Below are 23,874 nucleotides of genomic sequence, written 5' to 3'. Positions count from 1 at the left end.
AGCTCAGCGCCGCCACATGCGGCGCAAGGTGTTGTCCCCCAGCATGTAGTGATGGAACAGCGCCGCGATCGCGTGCAGGCCGATCACGAGGTAGAACGCCGTGCCCAGCGTTTCATGGATCTCCTTGACCTGGTTCTTCAGCGCCTCGTCCGGCCCGACCAGCGCCGGAATCTCGAGTCCGAGCGTGGGCAGCGCCATCACATGGCCGCCGGCATTGAGCGCGAGCAGGCCCAGGATCGGCTGGGCCAGGATGAACAGGTACAGCACCCAGTGCATCGCCTCGCCCGCGTGCTGCATCCAGCGCGGGCCCGGCTCGGCCGGCGGCGCGCCGCGCACCAGGCGCCGCAGCAGGCGCGGCACGGCCAGCACCAGGACCAACGCTCCGGCCCACTCATGCGCGGCCATGGCCAGCGAGCGGGCCGGCGTGCCCTTGCCGGCAAAGCCCTTCAGTTCGATGGCCGCATAGGCCACGGCGACCAGCAGGAACACTGTCCAGTGGAAGAAGATGGCCAGGCCATCGTAACGGCGCGCAGTGCCGGGAAACGGCATGGCACCTGACACGCTCTGAAGGCGGTTCACAGGAACTCCTGTAGTGTTAGGGGACACCGATAGCGTAACCCGGCGCGCTCGCGGGTGGCTTGCCGATGGTCATGTTTTACGCAACAAAAAACCCCGCCGTGGCGGGGTTCGTTCAGCAGCCGTTCAGCTTTGCACGAGAACGGCACATAAATTGCCAGGCGACCGCAATTACTTCTTGTAGTTCGCGACGCCGTCGGTGATTTCCTTGTGGGCTTCCTCGATGCCGGCCCAGCCTTCCACCTTGACCCACTTGCCGGCTTCCAGTGCCTTGTAGTTCTCAAAGAAGTGCTTGATCTGGTCGAGCAGGTTCTGCGGCACGTCCGACAGGCCCTTCATGAAGGCGGTGGCCGGCGAAAGCTTGTCCACCGGCACGGCGACCAGCTTCGCATCCACGCCCGACTCGTCCGTCATCTTCAGCATGCCGAGTGCACGGCAGCGCACGACCGCGCCGGCCAGGATCGGGAACGGGCTGAGCACCAGCACATCCACCGGGTCGCCGTCGCCCGACAGCGTCTGCGGAATGAAGCCGTAATTGGCCGGATAGCGCATGCCGGTGCCGATAAAGCGGTCCACGAACAGCAGGCCGGTTTCCTTGTCAGCCTCGTACTTCACCGGATCGCTCTGGGCGGAAATCTCGATGATGACGTTGAAATCGTTGGGAATGTCCTTGCCCGGGGAGACGAGATTGAAACTCATGCGATTCTCCAGATGCCTGCGGTGTGTTTATGGATGGCGGGCATTATAACGGCTCGCCCCTGACCCGAGGCTGACAAAGACCGTGCCTTGCACGCCGCCCGGGCTGCGCGATAATGGCGCATTCTTCAGCCAACGCTGAATTCCGAGCCACGCCTCCGAAACAAGAACCCGCGGAACCTCCCGGAGACCCTCATGCACGCCCAGCATTTCGTTGCCAACCGCCTGATCGCGCCCGACAACGGCCTGCGCATCAAAGTGTTCGACCCGTCCAATGGCGAACCGTTTGCCGAGATCGCGCGCGGCAACGCCACCGATATCAACGTCGCCGTGCACGCCGCGCGGCAAGCCGCCGACGGCGCCTGGGGCGCCATGGCGCCGGCCGAGCGCGTGCGGCTGCTCAACCGCGTGGCACTGGCGCTGATCGCCCACGAAGAAGAGCTGGCGGCGCTCGAGGCGCGCGACACCGGCAAGCCGGCGCGCCAGGCCCGCGCCGATGCCCGCGCCGTGGCCCGCTATTTCGAGTTCTATGCCGGTGCCGTCGACAAGCTGCACGGCCAGACCATTCCGTACAACCCCGGCTACACGGTGCTCACGCTGCGCGAGCCGCACGGCGTCACCGGCCACATCATCCCGTGGAACTACCCGCTGCAGATCTTCGGCCGCAGCGTCGGCGCGGCGCTGGCAACCGGCAACGCCTGCGTGGTCAAGCCGGCCGAGGACGCCTGCCTGTCGCTGCTGCGCGTGGCTGAGATCGCCGCCGAAGCCGGCCTGCCCGAAGGTGCGCTCAATATCGTCACCGGCTATGGCCATGAGGCCGGCGCCGCGCTGGCCCGCCACCCGGGCATCAACCACATCTCGTTCACCGGCTCGCCGCAGACCGGCAAGCAGGTGGCCCAGCTCGCCGCCGAGAACCACGTGCCGGTCACGCTGGAACTGGGCGGCAAGTCTCCGCAGGTCGTCTTTGCCGATGCCGATGTGGACGCGCTCGTGCCCGTGATCGTCAACGGCATCGTGCAGAACGCCGGCCAGACCTGCTCGGCGGGCAGCCGCGTGCTGGTGGAACGCCAGCTTTACAATGCGCTGCTGGACCGGCTCGCCTCGGTGTTCGAGTCGCTGCGTGTCGGCCCCTCCGAACTGGACCTGGAATGCGGCCCGCTGATCAGCCGCAAGCAGCAGCAGCGCGTGTGGGACTTCGTCTCCGACGCACAGCACGCCGGCATCGCGGTCATGGCGCAGGGCCAGATCGTCGCGGATGCGCCGGAGTCCGGCTATTACCAGGTGCCGATGCTGTTCCGCGACGTCCCGCCCGCGCACCGGCTCGCGCAGGAGGAGGTTTTCGGCCCGCTTCTGGCCGCGATGCCGTTCGACACCGAAGCCGAAGCCGTGGCGCTGGCCAACGGTACGCCTTACGGACTGGTGGCGGGATTGTGGACGCGTGACGGCGGCCGGCAGCTTCGCCTCGCGCGCAAGCTGCGCGCCGGCCAGGTCTTTATCAACAACTACGGTGCCGGCGGCGGCGTGGAGCTGCCCTTCGGCGGCACCGGGCAGTCCGGCTACGGCCGCGAGAAGGGCTTCGAGGCCCTCTACGCCTTTACCACCCTGAAAACCATTGCCATTCAACATGGGTAACATCAATTTTCTGTCGATTGCCTTTGCCATCTTCTTTTTCTGGATGGCCTGGCATGTGAAGAATAAACGCGCGACCAATCCGTCCGGCATGCCGCGCCTGCAGGTCTTCAAGCGCAAGTGGGGCGACACCGTGGGCGACCGCGTGCACTGGTGCCTCTATGTGGCGCTGCCGTTCCTGCTGGCCGTGATGATGGTGGCCAACGCCTTGCGCGGGCGCGGGCCATTCGCGCACTGAGCGGCCGGACGCCTCGCACGACATAACAAACCCAAGGAGACAAGCGATGAGACTGGCAGACAAGGTAGCGGTGGTAACCGGCGGCGGGTCCGGCTTTGGCGAAGGCATCGCGCATACGTTCGCGCGCGAAGGCGCCCGTGTCATGGTGGCCGACCTGCGCGAAGACGCCGCCGAGCGCGTGGCCGCGGCGATCCGCGCAGCCGGCGGCCAGGCGCGCGCGGTACGCGCCGACGTCTCGCGCGAAGCCGACACGCAGGCCATGCGCGATGCCGCGCTGGCCGCCTTCGGCGACGTGCATATCGTCGTCAACAACGCCGGCACCACCCACCGCAACAAGCCGATCCTGGAGATCACCGAGGACGAGTTCGACCGCGTCTATGCGGTCAACGTCAAGAGCATCTTCTGGTCGGCGCGCGCCTTCATCCCGCATTTCCGTACGCGTGGCGGCGGCGTGTTCGTCAATATCGCGTCGACCGCCGGCATCCGGCCGCGCCCGGGCCTGGTCTGGTACAACGGCAGCAAGGGCGCCGTCATCACCGCGAGCAAGGCCATGGCGGCGGAGCTCGGTCAGGACAATATCCGCGTCAACTGCGTGAATCCCGTGATCGGGGCCACCGGCCTGCTCGAAGAGTTCATGGGCATGCCCGACACGCCCGAGAACCGCGCGAAGTTCCTCGCCACCATCCCGATGGGACGCATGTCGACCCCGCCCGATGTCGCCAATGCCTGCCTGTACCTGGCCAGCGACGAAGCCGCGTTCATCACGGGCACCTGCATCGAAGTGGACGGCGGCCGCTGCGTATAGTCGCGCCCTCCGTTCCCGCAATAGCCGTAGCTGCAACACCGAAGCGTCATAGAAGCGTCAGAGAAGCGCAAACATCCCGAGGAGACAGCATGACAACGACTGCAGTGAACCCCGGCGTCGGCGACGCCGAGTTTGAAGACGCCACTTACCGCAAGGTGAGCTGGCGCCTGGTGCCTTTCCTGCTGCTGTGCTACGTAGTGGCCTACCTGGACCGCGTCAACGTGGGCTTTGCCAAGCTGCAGATGCTCAGCGACCTGAAATTCAGCGAGACCATCTACGGCCTCGGCGCGGGCATCTTCTTCATCGGCTACTTCCTGTTCGAAGTGCCGAGCAACGTGATCCTGCACAAGGTCGGCGCACGCATCTGGATCGCCCGCATCATGATCACGTGGGGCGCCATTTCCGCGGCGATGATGTTCGTCACCACGCCGACCATGTTCTACGTGCTGCGCTTCCTGCTCGGCATCGCGGAGGCCGGCTTCTTCCCCGGCATCATCCTGTACCTGACCTACTGGTACCCGGCCAACCGGCGCGGACGCACCACCACGTTCTTCATGACCGCCATCGCGCTGTCGGGCGTCATCGGCGGCCCGCTGTCGGGCTGGGCGATGCAGGCCTTCGACGGCCACAACGGCTGGTCCGGCTGGCAGTGGATGTTCCTGCTTGAAGGCATCCCGTCGATCCTGGTCGGCCTGATGGTGCTGGCCTACCTCGACGACCGCATCGCGCACGCCAGGTGGCTCACCGCCGAAGAGAAGGCGCTGCTCGAGCGCAATATCGCCAGCGAGGACGCGCACAAGGAAGACCCGCCCATCCGCACCGTGTTTTCAAGCCCGCGCGTATGGTTGATGAGCGCGATCTACTTCTGCTTCGTGATGGGCCTGTATGGCGTGAGCTTCTGGCTGCCGACCATCATCAAGCAGACCGGCGTCAAGGGCGCGCTCGACATCGGCCTGCTGACTGCGATTCCGTATGGCTGCGCCGTGATCGGCATGGTGCTGGTCGCGTTCAGCGCGGACCGTTCGGGCGAGCGCCGCTGGCACATTGCGATCCCGGCCGCGCTCGGCGCACTGGGCCTGGTGCTCTCGGTGCAATGGCATGACAGCACCGCGCTGGCCATGGTGGCGCTCACGCTGGCCACCATCGGCATCCTGACCACGCTGCCGCTGTTCTGGAGCCTGCCCACGGCCTTCCTGGCCGGCACCGGCGCGGCTGCCGGCATCGCGCTGATCAACTCGCTCGGCAACCTCGCTGGCTTCCTCAGCCCGTATGCGGTCGGCTGGCTCAAGGACCTGACCCACAGCACCGATTCCGGCATGTACCTGCTCGCCGCCTGCCTGGTGGTGGGTGCTGCACTGACGTTGTCGGTCCCGGCCAGGCTGGTCAGCCGCAAGACGTAATCCTTCCGTCCTTCGCACGCCCCGGACTGCCGCGGCGTGCACATCCCGGGTGGCCCGCGCGCCACCCGCCTCCCGCAAGGCGCCCTCCTCCGACAAGCATGTAGGAGCCTGACCGGCAGTGCGCCCAGGCATTGCTCCCTTAGCATGGAAGCGACATCCGCCTGGCCCGTAAGGGGCGCTGGCGGCACTGTCCTTCCCTCTTTCGTCAAGGAGGCCAAGATGCGGCAACTATCTTTGCAAAGCTCGCGCCCCATCCACCTGCAAGACACGCGAGGACGGCGCGCAAGGGCACTGCGACTGGCCCTTTTCACGGGCGCATGCGCAGTGGCAATGCTTGCGTTCGTGCCTGCTGCGGGACAAGCCCAGACTTACACGGCCCCGGCGGATGCCGCGGCCGCGCCCATGACACCCACTCCGCCGGCGCCTGGCACACCGCCGCTGCCGCCCACCACGGCGGCACCACCGGCTGCGGCGCCTGCGCCGACACCGGCGCCGATTAACACGGCTCCGGCAGCACCGTCGCCCCCGCTGGCGGCGCCCTCCCCGCCGCTGGCCGTACCTCCGCCACCGCCACCGCGCGATGCGATGGTGCAGCGCAAGTCCGGGTCGGTGACCTACATCTGCGGCGGCGTTGCTACGGATGAACAGCGCGCACTGTCCGCGCAGTCCGGCGACTACAACATGGGGCTGCTCTTCACCCAGGGCCCGCGCGGCGAATACCTGTCCGACGTCAACGTGACGCTGACGCGCAATGGTCGCGAAGTCGCGAACTTCGTGGCGGACGGCCCGAAGTGCCTGCTGCGCGCACCGGCAGGCAGCTACAACGTGCGGGCCACGTATGAGGGCCGGACCAAGACGCAGGTGGTCAGCACGGGTACGCACAATGCGCAGATGCGCTGGTAACTGACCGCGTGGCCGCGCGTGATCGCGCGTAATCGCGCGTCACCACGCCAGTTCGCTCAACGATGTTCGGAAAGAAAGTGGGCCGCCCCATGGCGGCCCACTCTGCTTTCCCGGTCCTTCGCAAACCGCGTCAGGGCGCCGGTTGATCCCCGAGCATCTGCGCAACGGAACCCGCCGCCCGGGCGGCCCGTGCGCCAATCAGCCGCTGCAACGTGCCGAGCAGTTCGTCCTCGTTGTAGGGCTTGCCGAGGTACACGTCCACGCCGATCTGCTGCGCGTAACGGCGATGCTTCTCCGCCGTGCGCGACGTGATCATCACCAGTGGCATGTGGGTCGTGCGGCTGTCGGAACGTACGTTCCGGGTCAGGTCGAAGCCGTCCATGTGCGGCATCTCGATGTCGACCAGCATGGCGTCCGGCATCACATCCTGGAGCTGCTTGAGCGCATCGACGCCGTCGCGGGCGAGCAGTACCTCGTAGCCAGCGCGCGTCAGCAGGCGGTGGGCGGCCTTGCGTACGGTCAGCGAATCGTCCACCACCATCACCGTCGGCTGCACAACCAGGCCCGGAACCGGCGTCGCGGCGCCATCGCCAGCCAGCTCCGCGACCGCGCCAAGCGGCTGCGTTGCCGACGGCTGCACGGCGGCGGGCGCCACTTCACCGCGCACGCGCTCGAAACGCTGGGCCAGCACCACCGGGTTGTAGATCAGCACGATCTCGCCGTCGCCCATCGTCGTGGCACCGGCAATGCCTTCCAGGCGCGCCAGGTGCGGACCGATGTGCTTGACCACCACTTCGCGGTTGCCCACCACTTCGTCCACGTGCACGGCGACGCGCTCGGTACCGCTGCGCACGATGACGACCGGCGAATACTTGCGCCCGGACGGACTGGCCGCGCTTTCCTCGAGCAAGGCGCCGAAGTAATGGAACGGCACCTCGCCGCCGGCGACGGTGAGATGCCCCTGATTGTAGGCATCGAGCAGGGCCTGCGTACGCAACTGCTGAACCTGGTCGATCATGCCGCTCGGCATGGCATACATGCGGCCGCCCAGCACCACCACCAGCACCTGCGTGATCGCCGTGGTCAGCGGCAGGTGCACCGTGAACGTCGTGCCGCGACCAGCTGTCGTCGACAGCGTGATGCGGCCGCCCAGCGCCACGGTCTCGGCGCGGACCACGTCCATGCCGACGCCGCGGCCGGCGAGTTCCGAAACGGCGTCGGCGGTCGAGAAACCGGGCGTAAAGATCATCTCGGTTAGCCGCGCGTCGCTGGCTTCATCGTCATGCGCCAACAGGTCGCGCTCCACGGCGCGCGCGCGGATCCGCGCAAGATCAAGGCCCGCTCCGTCATCGACGAAATGCAACACGACTTCGTTGCCTTCCTGCTGCACTTCCAGCGTCAGCGAACCGGCCGCCGACTTCCCCGCGGCGCGGCGAGTCTCGGCGGTCTCGATGCCATGCACGACGGCATTGCGGATCAGGTGCTCGATCGGGCCGGCCATCCGGTCCAGCACGGACCGGTCGACTTCCACCGTACCGCCCTGGATCAGCAGCCGGACCTCCTTGCCGGTCTCCGCGGCGGCCTGGCGCGCGACGCGGTAGAGGCGCTCGGCCAGCGCGTCGAACTGCACCATGCGCGCCTGCATCAGCCCGCGCTGCAGGCCGCGCGTGAGCCGCGCCTGCGCGGCCAGGTCGCCCGCGGTACGGTCAAAGCCGCGGTGCAGGTTCTGCTCCACGGTGGCCACGTCGTTGACCGACTCGGCCATCATCCTCGTCAGTTCCTGGAAGCGCGTGAAACGGTCGAATTCCAGCGGATCGAATTCCTGCCGGTGCTGGGCGTCGGCGATGCGCGAAGCCATCTGCGATTCGGCCTGGATCTCGATCTCGCGCAACTGGCCGCGCAGACGCGCCACGTTGTCGTTCAGCTCGCCCAGGTAGGCGCGCATGGCATCGAGTTCGCTTTCCAGCCGCGCACGCGTGGCGCCGACTTCGCCAGCCTCGTTGATCAGCGTATCGAGCGCACGGGCCTGCACGCGCACCAGCGCGCGCTGGCGCTCGGCTGCATCCGACACCTGCGCCAGGGCGCCACTGGGGGCCTTGGTGTCAGGCATCGGCAACGCAGGGCCAGCGCTCTCCGGCTTAGCGACTTCGGCGCTGGCCATCACCGGCGGCGCGGGCGGTTCCGGCGCGGCCAGCCCGTTGATGACATCAGGATCGTCCGGCACGAGCAGGCGGCCAGCCTGCAGCGCCTCCACGTGCATCAGGATCCGGTCGTACCACGCGTACAGGCGGGCAAACAACTGCGGGCCGACACGCTGCGCACGCAGGCTGGCGTCGAGCAGCGTTTCCATCTCGTGCGCAGCCTGGCCCAGCGCCATGGCGCCTGCCATGCGCGCACTGCCCTTGAGCGTATGCAGCGCGCGCAGCACCAGGCCACCTTGCCGTGTGTCTTCGGGTGCCGCTTCCCATGTGCGCACGAGCCGGCCGAGTTCGGGCAGGCTGCCATGCGCCTCTTCCAGGAAGATCTCGACGAGGGTCGCGTCCAGCCCGGCGGCATCGGCCTGCACGACTGCCGGCGGCAGCGGACGCGCCGGCGCCGGCAACGGGATCACCACCGCGTCATGCGTCACAGCTGCCGGCGCCGGCACTGCCGGCCGCGAGGACTCCGGCGCGGCGGGCGGTTCCGCTTCCACGCGCGGCTCGGGTACGGACGGTTGCAGCTGGCCGAACAGGCTGGCCACGGAATCATCCGGGCCGGCGGGCACCTCGGGTGCCGGCACCAGGACACGCGGGCGCAGCATGGCACGCTCGCCGAACTCTGTCAGGCTGCGGTGCAGGCTGGCATCCGCCTCGGGCCAGACGCCCGCGGCGAATTGATGGAGCATGCCACGCAGCCGTTCGACCGCCTGCTCCAGCAGGCGGAAGTCGCCGGGATGCATGGCGACGGGGTGCGAGCCGAGCTGCAGCAGCAATTGCTCGAGCGCCTCGGCAATCTCGCGCACCGGCTCCAGCCCGACCGTCGACGCGCTGCCCTGCAGCGTATGCGCAACGCGCAGCGCCAGCTCGCTCGGGCATGGGTGGTTCTCATGGCGCCACTCGGAAATGTCGGTGGCGAACTGGCGCAGGAGGTCGTCGGCTTCCTGCAGGTAGACGTTGTAGAGCGGCAGGCCAATGCGGATCGGGCCGATCACCTTGAAGTTGTCGTCCTCGGCGGACAACGCCCCCGACAGGCGGAAGGGAATCACGTTGCCCTCGCCCCCGTCGGCGGTATCCGCAGGCGCATCCGTCCCGGCCTCCGGACTCGCTGCCGAAGCATCCACAGCCAGGATGTCAGGTAGCAGCGCATCCTCGATGACAGCCGGGTGGGGCTCCGCTGCGGCGGAACCTGCGGGCGCTTCCGGCTGCGGATCGCGGACCGCCTCGGCCGCGGCCACCAGCGGCGCGATGTCATGCGCCGCACCGGCATCGCGATGCAGCAGCGCCACCCACGCGGACAGCTCCGCATGCGCGCGCCGCAGCAGGTTGAGCAGAGCCGGCACCGGCTCGCGCGCCTCCGCGATCCACAGGTTCATCACCTGCTCCACGGCCCAGGCGGCCTCGCCGTAGCGGTGCAGGCCGACCATGCGGCTGGAGCCCTTGAGCGTATGGAACGCGCGCCGGATGCGGCTTAGCGTATCGGCATCGCCAAGCGCTTTCAGACCCGAACCCAGATCGGCCGCGATGCCGCCGAGAACTTCGTCGGCCTCGTGCAGGAAGATCCCGAACAGCTCGGCGTCCAGGGCTGCGCCGTCGTCCGGCGCCTGCGCCTGTGCGGTCGCCGGCGAGGCAACCGGCATCGGCTCGGCCAGTGCCGCCACCAGCCGGTCGCCGGTGTCACTGCCAGCAAGCCACGCGTTGAGTTGCGTGGTCGCCTCCGTGGCCTGGCGTCGCAGCGCGGCATTGTCGTCGATGGCAGCCTGGTCAGCCAGCGCCTGCAGCGCTGCACGCAGTCGCTGAATCGTCGGCGTGTCGGCCGTAGCACCGGTGCGGAGCGCTTCGCTGGCAGCGGCACGTGCCACCGACAGCGGATCGCTGCTGACAGCGCCTGCCTGACGCGGCGCCCGCCCCTCGTCAGGATCCTCGTCCTGCGTTTCATGAGGGGTGCGGCCCAGCTCCAGCGCATCGATGAACGCATGCATGGTGCCCAGCGTCTCGGCAATGGCAGCCAGGGATTCGCCACGCAAGGCTTCATCGGCGACGGTGCCCAGCATGCCGGCTTGGCGCACGGCCTCCTGCACGGCTTCGCCGGCCCGCTGCGCCTCATCGCCCAGCGCTGCCGGCAGGATGTCGGTGTACTGCAGCGCGTCCAGCGTGCTTCGCAAGGCCTCGAAGGCCTGCACGGCCTCCGCCAGGCTGTTCCCGGCATCGGGCCGGGCGGCATTGCGGTCATAGGTGTCAAGCCACGATTCACCGCCGTCAAGCTGGGCGCGCAACTGCGCGATTGCCTGCACGCGCGCCGCCTGGGCGCGGGCTTCGTCGGCCATGCGCGCGAGCCATGCCGGCGCCGCGGCGGCCGGGTCGGCCAGGCATTGCGCCAGCTCCTCGCAGCGTGCGGCAAAGACCGCTGCCGCGGGGTTCGGGCTCATGCCGTGCACGCGCCAGGGCAAGGCCAGCGCGCGCGACAGGAACACGGCAATGCCGGTGGCGCCCAGCGCCTCGCCGCGCCCAGGTTCGCCCGCGGGCCTGAGCGCGGCCTGCGACAGGCATAGCTGCAAGGCCGGCTGCGCAAGCGGCTGCGCGGCCTCGGCCAACGCCGCCAGTGCGATTTCCCAGGCGGCGGGATCGCCTTCGGCGGCACGCTCCAACCCTGCGGCAGCCTGCTGCAGGTTACGGGTATCGATAGGATCGAGCCAGCCGTAGTAGCGCAGGCGGTAGTCGGCACCGGGCGTGGCGTGCGCGCGGTCGAGGCGGAATGCCTGCACGGTACGCGCGATGTCGGCGCGCAACGTCATCACCGCACTCTCGTCGGCATCGTGCAGAGGAGACTCCGCCTGCTCCGCCAAGGTGCAGACCAGCAGGAAGATGGCGTCGTTGAGCAGGGCCTGCGGCACGCGCACCTGCCCCTGCTGGTATTGACGCAGCAGCAGGTGGGCCCGGCCGGCAAAGCGCTTCGCCAGCAGGTCTGACGGCAGCAAACCGTGGGCCAGGGCACGGAACGCCAGCGACAGCACATGCCAGATTCCGCGGTCCGGGTGGTCGGTGGCGCGGCGTGCCTCCTGCTCGCTGGCCCGTACCTCGTCCAGCGCCTCCTGCAGCGGCAGGTACGCCTCGCGCAGCCGCTGGGACTCGTTGCACTGCACCGGCAGGCGCAGCGCCTTGAGCAGTGCCGCTTCGTAGCGCTGCCGCGCGCGCGTGACGACCGATGCGTTGCGCGTGGGCAGCAGGATGCCGGGCAGCATCTGCAGCTCGTCAAGCCACAGGTCGGCCGGATGCACGCGCTCGTCGCCGAGCAGCGCCAGGATCTCCGCATATGGGCGGAACAGCCGCAGCGGGTCCTGTTCATCGCCCGCCATCAGGTCGTCGACGTACTCGGCAAGCGCCAGCACCCCGGCACGGAACAACGCAAGCGTGCCGGCATCGGCGGCCACGCCGCCGCCGTCAAGACTTTCGATCAGGCGCCGCAAGGCCTGGCAGTACGGATCGACCCCGCGCAGGCCCACGATATGCACCGCGCCGGCGGCCTGGTGCAATTGTTGCCCGGCCAGGCGCAGCGATGTGGTATCGCGCGCGCCGAGCGCCTCGGGCGCCTGCTGGACTTCTTCGACGTAGTGGGACAGCTCGGTCGCGGCGTCATCCAGCGCGGCGCGCAGGCTCGGTGCCACCCATGCCAGCACCGACAGGTCGCGCGAGGCGGGGACGGCTGGTTCCGCCACATCCGGCAGCGCCGCAGACTGGGTCGGGTCCTCCGGCAACAGCACCTGTTGCTGCGGCTCGGCGGGATCACGCGAAAAGGGAGAATTCAAAGACATCACGGCTTCCATTGCGGCCTTTGCGCGCGGGTCAGGGCAGTCCGGACGCCACGGCGGGCGTCATCCTGGTCAGGCAATCTTGAATCGCGATACGGAATTGCGCAGTTCTTCGGTCAGCTGCGTCAGCTCGCGCACCGAGCTCGCGGTCTGGCGGGTACCGGCGGTGGTCTGCTCGGTGGCCTGCAGAATGCGTTCGATGTGACGGGCGACGCCGCCGGCCAGGTCGGCCTCGTGCGAGGTGGAACGGGAAATCTGCTCGATCAGCTCGGCAAGCTGGCGCGACACGCGGCCGATCTCCTGCAGCGCGGTACCTGCATTGTCAGATAGTCGCGCACCTTCCACCACGCCCTGCGTGCTGCGCTCCATGGCGTGCACGGCATCCTGGGTATCGGTCTGGATGGTGCGGATCAGCGCGCCGATCTGCTTGGTGGCCTCGCCGGAGCGTTCGGCCAGGCGCTGCACTTCTTCGGCCACCACCGTGAAGCCGCGACCGGCTTCGCCGGCGGACGCCGCCTGGATGGCGGCATTCAGTGCCAGTACGTTGGTCTGCTCGGTAATGTCCGAGATCAGCTCGACGATTTCACCGATCTCCTGCGACGATTCGCCCAGGCGCTTGATACGCTTGGATGTCTCCTGGATCTGCTCGCGGATGTCGTTCATGCCCGCGATGGCGTTCTGCACGGCCTGCTGCCCCTGCTCCGCGGCGGTCAGCGAGGCGCGCGCCACGTTGGCCGATTCGGCCGCGCCGCGCGAAACCTGCGTGATGCGGTCGGCCATGTCCACAACCGACTCGCCGGTCTGGCGGATCTGGCGCGACTGCTCTTCGGTCGTGGCCGCGAGCTGGTTCGAGGTCGCCTGCACCTGGCCCGAGGCCAGTGTCACCTCCCCTGCCGTCTGCTGCACGCGGCCCACCAGTTCGCGCAGTTCTTCCACCGTGTAGTTCACCGAGTCGGCAATGGCGCCGGTGATGTCCTCGGTCACGGTCGCCTGGCGCGTGAGGTCGCCGTCGGCGATGTCCTGCAGCTCGTTCATCAGCTGCAGAATCGCCTTCTGCGTGGTGTCGTTGTTGCGCTTTTCCTCCAGCCGGCGTGTTTCGGCTTCACGCTCGCGCGCCTCGGCTTCGAGCGCACGCAGGCGTGAGTCGCGCAGGTACAGCGCGGCCAGGCCCGCCAGGCACAGCAGCGTCATCAGCGCCGAGACCACCGTCGCCCCGAGCGTCACAGGGCGGTAACGCGCTGCCTCGGCGTAAGCCTTCTGCAGCGCGGACAATTCGCCGCGCAGGGCTTCGTTGTCGTTGAAGATCTGCTGCTGCGCGCGCTTGGCGGCAATCAGGCCGGGCAGGTTCTGCAGGATCGTCTGGGTGGTCTTCTGCACCGCGTCGAAGCGTTGCGAAAGCTGCTGCAGGTAGGAGCGCGTCTCGGCATCGCTGGCGGCATTGAGCCGCAGCGCCTCACTGCCATTGAGCAGGCCGTCGAGCGTCTCGCGGAACGTGTTGGTGTCCTTGCCGAGCAGGAACGCGGTCTCGGGGTTCACGCCTTCGCCTGACAGGAACTCGTTCAGGTTCTTGCCCAGGCGCTGCGTCAGCATCACGAGCTGGGCCGAAGCGGCCACCTCGCGCGAGTTGGAACCGGACTGCAGCTTGAGCGCGGCGACCTGTTCCGCGGCTTCAAGCAGTTCAGGGTTCGAGGCGTTGAAGACCTGCAGCGTCTGGCCGATCGTGGTCAGCACCGGCTGCTGCGCGAGCACGTCGGCGGCGCTCTTCTCGCTGCGCTTCCACGAGCTGATCGCGGTTTCCAGCAGCGGCTGCGCCGCGCCCGTGGTCGCGCGCACCTGCTTGGCGTCGCTGCCTGCCAGCAGCGCCTGCAAGTCTTCCGCCAGGGCCTCCTTGGACTGGCGCAGCTGCGTGAACGCCTGCACGTTGCCCAGCAGCGCCACCGGCGCGGCCTTGCCCAGGCGCTGCGAGTGCATCAGCATGTCGCCGGAGACCTCGATCTGCGCGGCGGCGTTGTTGGCGATGCGGTTGTCCATGTACACCGAGCCAAGCAGCGCAACCAGCGACACCACCACGCCGATGGTGAGCGCGCGCTGCTGCGAAGAGAACGGCATGCGTTCCAGCCATGCCGCTACGGCATCGACAGGGGTGCGGCCCAACCCGTTGCCACGCATGCCCGCGCCGGCGCGGTCCTCCACCAGGCCAGCAGCCGCGCTGGCTGCCGGCGTCCGGCGTCCCAGGCTGATTTTCTTGAACCCCATAGCACCCTCTGTCCGTTGAATCGTTGTCTGGGGCGGCCTCGACCCGGGCCACCGCGTTATTTGTTCTGTCGCCTGCGGGCGCCGCGATTCACCGCGCCGGAACATCCGCACCGGCTAGTCCGCCACGCGCCCCGCCTGGAGAAAGGCCGGCGCATCGAGCAGCGCATGCACATCCAGCACCTGCCAGGCGCGGCCGTCGCCATCATCGAGACGCCGGCCTTCCCAGGCGGCGCCGACCGCCACATCCAGCGCGGGCGCGCGCAGATCCGCCGCGTGGCGCAGGCCGACCACGCGCGTGGCCAGGATGCCGCAGGCCCGCTCGACCTGGCGCGACAGCACCACGATCTTGCTGCCCGGCTGCAGCGGGGTCGGGCCGTCGCCGCAGAACAGGCCGAAATCCACTACGCCAAGCAGGCTGCCGCGCGCATTGACCAGGCCGGCATACCATGGCTGCGTCAGCGGCACGCGGCTCGGATGGCGCATGTCAAGCACCTCGCCGGTCTGCGCGAGCGGCAGCAGCCAGCCGCGCTGGCCAACCTGAAGCGCCAGGTAGCTGTCCGTTGCGGGCACGCTGCGCGCTTCGCGAAGGCGCCTGGCCAGCATGGCCTGATAGTCCTGCAATCGGGTCTGGCGGGTGCGGAGGTCTTGGCGTGGCGCGTTCATGTGGCGTCCCCAGCTTACTGGCGAGAACGGGTGCCGTCAGTGGGACAGCGCCGCAATCTTGGTGAGCAATTCCTTGCTGTCGACCGGCTTGACGATATAGTCGGACGCCCCCTGGCGCATGCCCCAGATGCGGTCGGTGTCCAGTCCCTTGCTGGTGCACATGATGACGGGGATGTCCTTGAAGCGGTCGTCGCGCTTGATGGCACGCGTGGCCTGGTAGCCGTTCTGGCCAGGCATCACCACGTCCATCAGGATCAGGTCGAAGGCCTCGGCCTCGAGGCGCGCGAAGGCCTGGTCGCTGTTGCCCGCGACCGAAACCTTGAAGCCCTGCTTGCCGAGCAGGTCGGACATGAACAGGGCTTCGGTGGGCGAGTCATCGACGATGAGGATCTTGTTGATGGTTGTCATGAGTCAGTTCCTTGAATCCGGGTCATGCCGGAAGCGCGTTGCCGGCCGCCAGGCCGGGCAGGCACGTCTGGACAGCCTGCAGCAGCGAATCGCGCGTAAACGGCTTGGCAAGGTGATCCTGCGCGCCGACCAGGCGCCCGCGCGAGCGGTCGAACACGCCATCGCGCGAGGACAGCATGACCACGGGAATGGCGTGGAAACGCGGACTTTTCTTGATCAGCGAGCAGGTCTGATAGCCGTCGAGACGCGGCATCAGGATGTCGCAGAAGATGAGGTCGGGGTGCATGTCGCCGACCTTGGCGAGCGCTTCGAAACCGTCCTCGGCAAGCACGACCTCATAGCCTGCCTGCGAAAGGAAGATCTCCGCCGTACGGCGGATGGTGCTGGAATCGTCGATCACCAGCACTCTGCGCGAAGATGCCGGCGCGCACGCCGGCCCCTGTTCCGGCTGCGCGCTGGCGCCGGCATTGACCCGATGGTTTTCTAGTGGTTGAGCGACCCGCATATTGTTCCCGCGACCAGCGTCTCCCTGCGGAGCACCGGCAATCTCTTGAGAACACCCGCGCGAAGCAGCCTGGTCTGGCCAGCGGCCCCGACGGAACCCCGATTTAATCTTCCCTACAAAAGGCCGGTCAGATGACCGGCCTGTGGCGGCACGTGGAACCCGCACCTGCCTTTCCGTCCTTTGCCACCCCCCGGAGAGCGGGGTGGACGGAGAATCATTTTGCGACAGAGTGTGACAAGACGCCGGAGGGCCGTCAATCCGGAGCACCCGGCACGGCCCGGCGAATTGTCGCGTCGGCGCGACGCGACACCGCGCACGCGACGCCAGCGAGCCGTGGCGTCAGATCGCCACCATCTCGAAATCTTCCTTGCGGGCCCCGCACTCCGGGCACGTCCAGTTGATGGGCACGTCTTCCCATTTGGTGCCCGGGGCAATGCCGTCTTCCGGCGCGCCGGCAGCTTCATCGTAGATCCAGCCGCAGATCAGGCACATCCAAGTCTTGTATTCCATAACAGGCGCTGGTCGCTCTCCATTAAAATTCAGCGCAGATGGTACCGAATCGGCGCCGACGGCGCCAGCCGCTCAGCCAGAATCGGGCCAAATCCGCCGTGTTCGCGCACGTTAGCGTACAAATACGGGACAAAAGCCGCGCTGCTCCACGTATGCGCCGCCTTGCCCATCCTTTTGGCGCCAGATCGCGTCCGCTTGAACGCGTTTCCCGAGTTTTAGACCCAGTCAGACCATGTCCCTTAACCAGCAGCTCTTCGACCGCGCCCAGCAAACCATCCCCGGGGGCGTCAATTCGCCCGTGCGGGCCTTCCGCTCGGTGGGCGGCACGCCGCGCTTCATCACGCGAGCCGAAGGCGCCTATATGTGGGATGCCGACGGCCAGCGCTATATCGACTACATCGGTTCCTGGGGCCCGATGATCGTGGGCCACGCCCACCCGGACGTGGTGCGAGCGGTGCAGGAGACCGCCGCGCACAGCTTCTCGTTCGGCGCGCCGACCGAGGCCGAGATCACGATGGCCGAGGAAATCTGCAAGCTGGTGCCGTCCATCGAGCAGGTGCGGCTGGTCTCGTCCGGCACCGAGGCCACCATGAGCGCGCTGCGCCTCGCGCGCGGCTTCACCGGCCGAGACCTGATCATCAAGTTCGAAGGCTGCTACCACGGCCACGCCGACAGCCTGCTGGTCAAGGCCGGCTCGGGCCTGCTGACGTTTGCCGACACCACGCAGAACGCGCCATCGTCCGCAGGCGTGCCCGCCGACGTGACGCGCCACACCATGGTGCTCGAGTACAACAATGTCGAGCAGCTGGAGCAGGCCTTCGCGAAGCACGCGGGCGAGATCGCCGCCGTCATCGTGGAGCCGGTCGCCGGCAACATGAACCTCGTGCGCGCGAGCGACGCCTTCCTGAAGGCCATGCGCGAACTGTGCACGCGCGACGGCGCCGTGCTGATCTTCGACGAAGTCATGACCGGCTTCCGCGTGGCGCTGGGCGGCGCCCAGGCGCACTACGGCATCACCCCGGACATGACCTGCCTGGGCAAGGTCATTGGCGGCGGCATGCCGGCGGCGGCTTTTGGCGGCCGGCGCGACATCATGGCAAAGCTGGCACCGCTGGGCGGCGTGTACCAGGCCGGCACGCTGTCCGGCAACCCGCTGGCGGTGGCCGCCGGCCTGACCACGCTGAGGCTGATCCAGGCGCCGGGTTTCTACGACAAGCTCGCCGCGCAAACCCGCAAGCTGGCCGACGGCCTCGCCGAAGCCGCCCGCGCCGCCGGCGTGCCATTCGCCGCCGATGCGATCGGCGGCATGTTCGGCATCTACTTCCGCGAGGGCGTGCCGGGCAGCTTTGCCGAAGTCACGAAAAGCGATACCACGCGCTTCAACCGCTTCTTCCATGCGATGCTCGACAACGGCGTGTACCTGGCGCCCTCGGCGTTCGAGGCGGGCTTTGTCTCCGCCTGCCACGATGACGCCATCCTGCAGGCCACGCTGGATGCCGCGCGCAAGGCCTTCGCGGCCTGAACGGAGCCCTCCCGGGGTAGCCGCCGGTGGCAACGCGCCGTGCGCTACACTTGAGATTCGTCTCAATCCGGGAGCCCACGATGCGCGCCTCATTGCCCCTGTCCTCGACCTCGAACCGGGCTGCCGGCTGGTTCCGCTGGCTGTTGCTGGCCTGCGTGGCCAGCCTGCTGTCGGCCTGCGGCTACAACGACTTCCAGACCAGGGACGAGGCGGTCAAGGCGGCCTGGGGCGAGGTCGTGAACCAGTACCAGCGGCGCGCCGACCTGATCCCCAACCTGGTCAACACGGTCAAGGGCTACGCCACGCACGAGCGCGAGACGCTCGAGGCCGTGACCAAGGCACGCGCCGCCGCCACCAGCATCCAGGTATCGCCCGAGACCCTGAACAATCCTGAAGCGTTCAAGCGCTTCCAGGAGGCGCAGGGTGAGTTGTCCAGCGCCCTGTCGCGCCTGCTGGCGGTGTCGGAAAACTACCCGCAGCTCAAGGCCGATGCCTCGTTCCGCGACTTGCAATCGCAGCTCGAAGGCACCGAGAACCGCATCACCGTAGCGCGCCAGCGTTACATTGCCGCCGTGCGCGACTACAACGTGCTCGCGCGCAGCTTCCCCACCAACCTCACGGCCATGGTGTTCAAGTACGAGGTCAAGCCTTCCTTTGCGGTGGAAAACGAGAAGGCCATCTCCACGCCCCCTGCCGTGAAGTTCTGACAGCAAGGCACGCATCATGGGCACCCTGATGGACTTGCCCGCCTTCCGCTCCTGGCGCCGCTGGCTGGCCGCCATTCTCTGCCTGGCCAGCATGCTGGCGTTCCCCGCCCTGGCGGCCAATGACGGGTTCGTACCGGTGCCGCCGCTGACCCAGCGCGTCACCGACCTGACCAATACCCTGTCCGCCAGCCAGCGCACCGCGCTGGAAAACGTGCTGGCCGAGTACGAGCAGCGGCGCGGCAGCCAGATCTTCGTGCTGATGCTGCCGACGACCGAGCCCGAGACCATCGACGCCTACAGCATCCGCGTGGCCGATGCCTGGCGCGCCGGGCGCAAGGGCATCGACGACGGCGTGATCGTCATGATCGCAAAGGACAATCCACCCGGCCTGCGCAAGATGCGGCTGGAAGTCGGCCGCGGTGTGCAGGGATCGCTCACCGACGCCATGTCCAAGCGCATCCTGCAGGACGTCATGGCCCCGCACTTCCGCCAGAACGACTTCTATGGCGGGCTGGCAGCCGGCATCTCCGCGATCCAGGCCACCATCGACAAGGAGGGCCTGGCCGGACCGCAGCCGCGCAAGCAGGAGGCATCGTCCTGGTCGGACTGGCTGCCGGTGCTGTTCCCGCTGGCCATCATCGTGTTCTTCTTCCTGACCGCGGCCACGCGGCGGCGCGGCCCGCAGATCGTCACCACGCCGCGCGGCCGCGACGTGATCGCCGGCGGGCTGGGCGGACTGGGCGGCTACGGCATGGGCAGCGACTGGGGACGTCGCGGCGGCTTCGGCGGCGGCGATGATTTCGGCGGCGGCGGGGGCGGCTTCAGCGGCGGAGGCGGCGGTGGCTTTGACGGCGGCGGTGCCTCCGGCAACTGGTAAGGAGAGCGAACCATGCCATCGCTGCGACGCGCGCTGCGCCACCTCGGCACCACCTCCGGCACCGCCCGCCGCCACTTCCCGGCCGAGGCGCAACAGCAACTGCACGATGCCGTCCATGCCGGCGAAGCGCGCCACCTTGGCGAGATCCGCGTGGTCATCGAGCCCAGCCTGCCGCTCGGCCATGCCTGGAGCGGCACCACGGCGCGGGCGCGGGCACGGGCCTTGTTTGGCGCGCTGGAGGTGTGGAATACCGAAGAGCACACCGGCGTGCTGCTTTATATCAACCTGGCCGACCATGCGGTGGAATTGCTGGCCGACCGGGGTATCGATGGGCGCGTGGGAGCGAAGACGTGGCGTGCGGTTTGCGACGAACTGGCAGCAGGGCTTGCCAGGGATTTGTCGGTCAGGCCGGTGCTGAAGGCCGTAGGGCAGATTCATGATCTGCTGGCGGCGCATTTTCCATCCGATGGTGGCCGCAACCCAAATGAGCTGGATGACCGGCCGCTGGTTCTCTAGAGCGGAGCTTCCCCCGCATCCGCTGGTTTCCATTTCGCCCCGCCACGCCGGAAAGACTGCTTCAGCACGTTAGCGCTGCGCGAGTCATCTGTGCAACGCGGCGCCTATTCATGCGCGAAACATACCTTTGCCCGATATGGCGCCGAGCCTGCCCCGACTAAGCTGAGTGCACAAAGACATTCCAGCGATAAGAAGCGGATAACTGAATTCCGCTGGAACGGGGGGAAACCATGTCAGAAAGCCTCGCGCAGAAGGTGCAAGCAAGCGCCGCATCCAAAACAGACCTCCGGGAACTGCTATTGGAGTTGGCGCTAAGAGCTACTACCGCAGTCCTGCTTGCAGCTTTCGCGTATGGAGCGATCCGGCAATGGCTGGCAGACCCGTCGCGAATCACCCTCTTGCTGCTCGTGCTGGCAAGTTGCCTGACGCTCGGCCTGAGCCTGTTTGCCCGGGTCCCCAAGAAGCGGGACTGGAATCCCGTTACTGTGCTCTGCTCGCTGGGTGGCACATATTATTTCCTCGCAATCCAACTGGCGCCTGGCGCGCATCTCGCACCCGAGGCAGTTGGCGCAGGCCTGCAAGTCGCAGGGATTGCCTGGCAGATCTATGCCAAGCTCTCGCTGCGTTTCTCGTTCGGCATCTTGCCGGCAAATCGGGGAATCGTCTCCAGCGGCGCCTACCGCTTCATGCGTCATCCGATCTACCTGAGCTATCTGATCACCGATATCGGCTTCCTGATCACCAATTTCGGACTGCAGAACCTGCTGGTTTATGCAGGGCTGTACTCGCTGCAGGTCATGCGAATCAGTCGCGAAGAACGGCTGTTATCCGAGGATCCCGAATACCGGCGGTATCGCGATAAGGTGCGCTTTCGCGTATTGCCGGGTATCTACTGAGCCATCCGTAGATCACAACCGGGGCATCGCCCCCCACCACGCGGGAAAGTGCCCGCCAGTAGCCGGCCACAGGTACCAACCCCGCCGCAAGCACCTGCAGAACCAGCAGGAAGCCCATGCCCACCTGGCAGGCAAACTTCGCCAGGTGGCGTTGCCGACGGACTCGGCAACGACGCGCCACGCCGGCACACGTATCACCCGTGAAATTGTTTTGGCGCCCAATGTTGGCAATACGAATCATTTTTGTTTGTGCCGGCAGAATCAAAGGCTTGGCGCTCTGGCCCGAGCCATTGCCGCCCCCGGAACTGCCGGGTCAAACAGTCTTCCCTCTGGCCTGGGTTTCACGAATGCAACCAGATCGCGCCGTCATGCCAACTACCGTGCAATTTCCGCTCCCCCATCCATAGAGATGAGATATGGATGGACCACTCATGCCACGACTCGTGCAAAGGCCTGTCATCGAACCGCCGGCCCGCGCCGCGCCACGGCTCACACCTGCCTCAGCGCTCCAATAGTCTTAGGGGTAAAGCCAACAGGCGAGGTGTCCTACCGTGTAATCACGTCTTTCTTGTAACGCGAGTGAAACCACTTCGAGGCCCTCATGACGCGCAATGCTGGTGCCGCGGCGCCTCAGGTCTTTTGAATGACGCCTCCCCACATCTGCGGACATTCATGATGGAAATGCCTTTCCAGCCACAGGGTGATGAGTATGAGTGTCGTTTCCACCGTCATGCGGTTACCCCGGATTGTGACCAACGGCAGCCGCGGTAACAGAAATGGAACGTTTTAGCGCTTCCAAATACTCGCGACTCTTATCCAACCCTCGTTTTCTCTTTTACTTTCAATGAGATATCCGGATCTGGCACGTTCGTCGCGAATATGTCCACGCGAACATGAGGCCCGGAATTGGGGAAGTCTGAACCGAAGTGCCAACGCACTGGCAAACGTTCGATCGAGGTCAGTTTCAGAACGACTCCGCATCCCAGGGCGGGAATCGGGCTGGTGCTGTAGGCGTAGGGCCGCGCCGCAGGGAATGGCTCGCACCGACGCATACCGTTGCGGTCTGGGCCGGGAAGAACAGGTGAGGTCTTTCAGGAAACCACGGGCCGCGCCAGCGCGGGCGGCCCGTGCAACCTGGAAAGTCGAAGCCAGCCATGGATGACCATGGCGGCGATGGGGACCGCGAACACAGCGGGATGCCGGTGCGCCGGCATCACGAGGGGTAATAGCCAGGCCTGCAAGCAGGCGCGGCAAGAACAGAATTCGGGGAATACGCCTGGCCGACGCAACGCACGCGCGGCCGGAGCGGGCCTGAGGGCCACCGAATCCGGTCCGGCAACCGCTGGCATCGGTTTCGTCAATAAAAAGATCCGGGGAAATCGCATGAGCACTTACGCCAATCGTCCGCTGCTCTACCTGTCGCAGCATCACGACGCCACATTGTGCAGGGCTCTCTCGCAACGCGGCTGGAAGATCAGCTTTGCGTCGAGCCTGCATGACCTCGAAGCGCTTTCGCACAATCCACAGCCCACTGCCGCCCTGCTCGATGTCCACAGCGGCTTCAGCGACATTGAGCTGGAGTCCTTCGAGCCCTGGCTGTCCCATCCGCTGATGAGCTGGATTGGCATCGTCGCCAGCCGCGACGCGCTCGGCGATGCGGCACGCCGCCTGCTCGGCCTCTATTTCGTCGACTACTACACCGCGCCGTTCGATCTGGCGCAGCTGATGCACTCGCTCGGCCACGCACAAGGCATCGCGCAGATGCGGCCCGCTGCGCAGCGGGCGGCGAACAGCATGCGTCCGGACGGCATGATCGGCAACTGCACGGCCATGCAGGCGCTGTTTCGCGGCATCGAGAAGGTTTCGCTCTGGGACACCCCCGTGCTGATCTCGGGCGAATCGGGCACGGGCAAGGAATTGGCCGCGCAGGCGATTCACCGCGCCAGCGAACGCGCGCAGAAGCCCTTTGTCGCCGTCAACTGCGCCGCCATCCCGCCCACGCTGCTGATGTCGGAACTGTTCGGCTATGAACGTGGTGCGTTCACGGGCGCGGCCAAACGCAAGCTCGGCCGCATCGAAATGGCTCAGGGCGGCACGCTGTTCCTGGACGAAATCGGCGACATGCCGCTGGAAAGCCAGACCAGCCTGCTGCGCTTCCTGGAAACTGGCCGGATCGAACGCCTGGGCGGCACCGAATCTATCGAGGTGGACGTACGCATCATCTCGGCCACCCATGTCGACCTGGAAGCGGCCATCGCGGCCGAACGGTTCCGCGGCGACCTGTACCACCGCCTGTGCGTGCTGCGCGTGCGCCAGCCACCGTTGCGCGAGCGCGGCAGCGACCTCATGCTGCTCGCCGAGCATGTGCTCGCCGGCGTGCGCAAGCAGTCGCCGAACCACATCCGCGGCTTCTCGCCGACCGCGCTACGCGCGATCCAGCAGCACAGCTGGCCTGGCAATGTGCGCGAGCTGATCAACCGGATCCGGCATGCTGCGGCGATGTGTGAAGACGGGGTAATCCAGCCGGCAGACCTCGAGCTGGCCACGCCGGCAGAGCAACGGCCGCTGACGCTGGCGGCGATTCGCGAGGCCGCCGAACAGGGCGCGATCGTGGAGGCGCTTCAGCGCAACCATGAGCGCCTGATCGACGTCGCGGCAGAACTCGGGATTTCGCGCGTGACACTGTTCAGGCTGATGCGGGACTACAAGCTGCAGGTGAAGAAGGGCGATCTCGGCCTGGTATGCGTGCAGGGCTGACCTTAC

The 23,874-nt window shown here is 67.1% G+C and carries 19 protein-coding genes; 11 read left to right on the top strand and 8 right to left on the bottom strand.

Annotated elements, in window-relative coordinates:
- Positions 1–3 precede the first annotated feature (3 nt).
- Both CupriaWKF_RS03905 and ppa read right to left on the bottom strand, forming a co-directional pair.
- A complete protein-coding gene (locus tag CupriaWKF_RS03905; protein WP_276100657.1) occupies positions 4–549 on the bottom strand; it encodes a cytochrome b in 546 nt (181 codons plus the stop codon).
- Positions 550–747: 198 nt separating this feature from the next.
- On the bottom strand, positions 748–1,275 hold the full coding sequence (gene ppa / locus CupriaWKF_RS03900) for an inorganic diphosphatase (RefSeq protein WP_276099724.1): 528 nt from the start codon (positions 1,273–1,275) through the stop codon (positions 748–750).
- A 192-nt stretch (positions 1,276–1,467) separates the two neighbouring features.
- Between ppa and CupriaWKF_RS03895 the strand changes: the two genes are divergently transcribed.
- From CupriaWKF_RS03895 to CupriaWKF_RS03875, 5 genes are all read left to right on the top strand, one after another.
- Complete coding sequence (locus tag CupriaWKF_RS03895; RefSeq protein WP_276099723.1) at positions 1,468–2,904, top strand: aldehyde dehydrogenase family protein; 1,437 nt, start codon at positions 1,468–1,470, stop codon at positions 2,902–2,904.
- Positions 2,897–3,139, top strand: a complete 243-nt coding sequence (locus CupriaWKF_RS03890) for a hypothetical protein (RefSeq protein ID WP_276099722.1) — start codon at positions 2,897–2,899, stop codon at positions 3,137–3,139. The genes CupriaWKF_RS03895 and CupriaWKF_RS03890 overlap by 8 nt, the downstream gene beginning before the upstream one ends.
- Before the next feature lie 46 nt (positions 3,140–3,185).
- Positions 3,186–3,944 carry an SDR family oxidoreductase gene (locus CupriaWKF_RS03885; protein WP_276099721.1) on the top strand — a complete coding sequence of 253 codons (759 nt, stop codon included), beginning with the start codon at positions 3,186–3,188 and terminating at the stop codon, positions 3,942–3,944.
- Positions 3,945–4,033: 89 nt separating this feature from the next.
- Positions 4,034–5,344: an MFS transporter gene (locus CupriaWKF_RS03880; protein ID WP_276099720.1), complete on the top strand. Its 1,311-nt coding sequence runs from the start codon at positions 4,034–4,036 to the stop codon at positions 5,342–5,344.
- 402 nt (positions 5,345–5,746) lie between these two features.
- A complete protein-coding gene (locus CupriaWKF_RS03875; RefSeq protein ID WP_276099719.1) occupies positions 5,747–6,247 on the top strand; it encodes a hypothetical protein in 501 nt (166 codons plus the stop codon).
- Between the two features lie 130 nt (positions 6,248–6,377).
- Here CupriaWKF_RS03875 and CupriaWKF_RS03870 read toward each other — a convergent pair whose 3' ends face one another.
- The 6 genes from CupriaWKF_RS03870 to CupriaWKF_RS03845 all read right to left on the bottom strand — a co-directional run bounded on the left by CupriaWKF_RS03870 (position 6,378) and on the right by CupriaWKF_RS03845 (position 16,593).
- Positions 6,378–12,254 carry an Hpt domain-containing protein gene (locus tag CupriaWKF_RS03870; protein ID WP_276099718.1) on the bottom strand — a complete coding sequence of 1,959 codons (5,877 nt, stop codon included), beginning with the start codon at positions 12,252–12,254 and terminating at the stop codon, positions 6,378–6,380.
- Between the two features lie 69 nt (positions 12,255–12,323).
- Positions 12,324–14,507, bottom strand: a complete 2,184-nt coding sequence (locus CupriaWKF_RS03865) for a methyl-accepting chemotaxis protein (RefSeq protein WP_276099717.1) — start codon at positions 14,505–14,507, stop codon at positions 12,324–12,326.
- A 114-nt stretch (positions 14,508–14,621) separates the two neighbouring features.
- Positions 14,622–15,170 (bottom strand): chemotaxis protein CheW, encoded by a 549-nt coding sequence (locus tag CupriaWKF_RS03860; RefSeq protein WP_276099716.1) that lies wholly within the window; start codon positions 15,168–15,170, stop codon positions 14,622–14,624.
- 36 nt (positions 15,171–15,206) lie between these two features.
- Positions 15,207–15,578, bottom strand: coding sequence for a response regulator (locus tag CupriaWKF_RS03855; protein ID WP_011298771.1), 372 nt, complete (start codon positions 15,576–15,578; stop codon positions 15,207–15,209).
- A gap of 22 nt (positions 15,579–15,600) precedes the next feature.
- Positions 15,601–16,083, bottom strand: a complete 483-nt coding sequence (locus tag CupriaWKF_RS03850; protein ID WP_276099715.1) for a response regulator — start codon at positions 16,081–16,083, stop codon at positions 15,601–15,603.
- A 339-nt stretch (positions 16,084–16,422) separates the two neighbouring features.
- On the bottom strand, positions 16,423–16,593 hold the full coding sequence (locus CupriaWKF_RS03845) for a rubredoxin (RefSeq protein ID WP_008644874.1): 171 nt from the start codon (positions 16,591–16,593) through the stop codon (positions 16,423–16,425).
- Between the two features lie 232 nt (positions 16,594–16,825).
- Here CupriaWKF_RS03845 and hemL point away from each other — a divergent pair, with 232 nt between their 5' ends.
- The 6 genes from hemL (at position 16,826) to CupriaWKF_RS03815 (ending at position 23,868) form a co-directional block, all read left to right on the top strand.
- The gene (hemL, locus tag CupriaWKF_RS03840) at positions 16,826–18,115 is read left to right on the top strand and encodes a glutamate-1-semialdehyde 2,1-aminomutase (RefSeq protein WP_276099714.1); all 1,290 of its coding nucleotides are present in this window, start codon (positions 16,826–16,828) and stop codon (positions 18,113–18,115) included.
- Positions 18,116–18,195: 80 nt separating this feature from the next.
- Positions 18,196–18,822 (top strand): LemA family protein, encoded by a 627-nt coding sequence (locus tag CupriaWKF_RS03835; protein WP_276099713.1) that lies wholly within the window; start codon positions 18,196–18,198, stop codon positions 18,820–18,822.
- A 16-nt stretch (positions 18,823–18,838) separates the two neighbouring features.
- A complete protein-coding gene (locus CupriaWKF_RS03830; protein WP_276099712.1) occupies positions 18,839–19,699 on the top strand; it encodes a YgcG family protein in 861 nt (286 codons plus the stop codon).
- 12 nt (positions 19,700–19,711) lie between these two features.
- Complete coding sequence (locus CupriaWKF_RS03825) at positions 19,712–20,215, top strand: TPM domain-containing protein (protein ID WP_276099711.1); 504 nt, start codon at positions 19,712–19,714, stop codon at positions 20,213–20,215.
- Positions 20,216–20,445: 230 nt separating this feature from the next.
- Positions 20,446–21,111, top strand: a complete 666-nt coding sequence (locus CupriaWKF_RS03820) for an isoprenylcysteine carboxylmethyltransferase family protein (RefSeq protein ID WP_276099710.1) — start codon at positions 20,446–20,448, stop codon at positions 21,109–21,111.
- Between the two features lie 1,383 nt (positions 21,112–22,494).
- The gene (locus CupriaWKF_RS03815) at positions 22,495–23,868 is read left to right on the top strand and encodes a sigma-54 dependent transcriptional regulator (RefSeq protein WP_276099709.1); all 1,374 of its coding nucleotides are present in this window, start codon (positions 22,495–22,497) and stop codon (positions 23,866–23,868) included.
- Positions 23,869–23,874: the final 6 nt, after the last annotated feature.

It is taken from the genome of Cupriavidus sp. WKF15 (assembly GCF_029278605.1).
Taxonomy (GTDB): Bacteria; Pseudomonadota; Gammaproteobacteria; order Burkholderiales; family Burkholderiaceae; genus Cupriavidus.
Note: the sequence above shows the minus strand (reverse complement) of the source record. Positions and strands in the feature narration are given on the sequence as shown.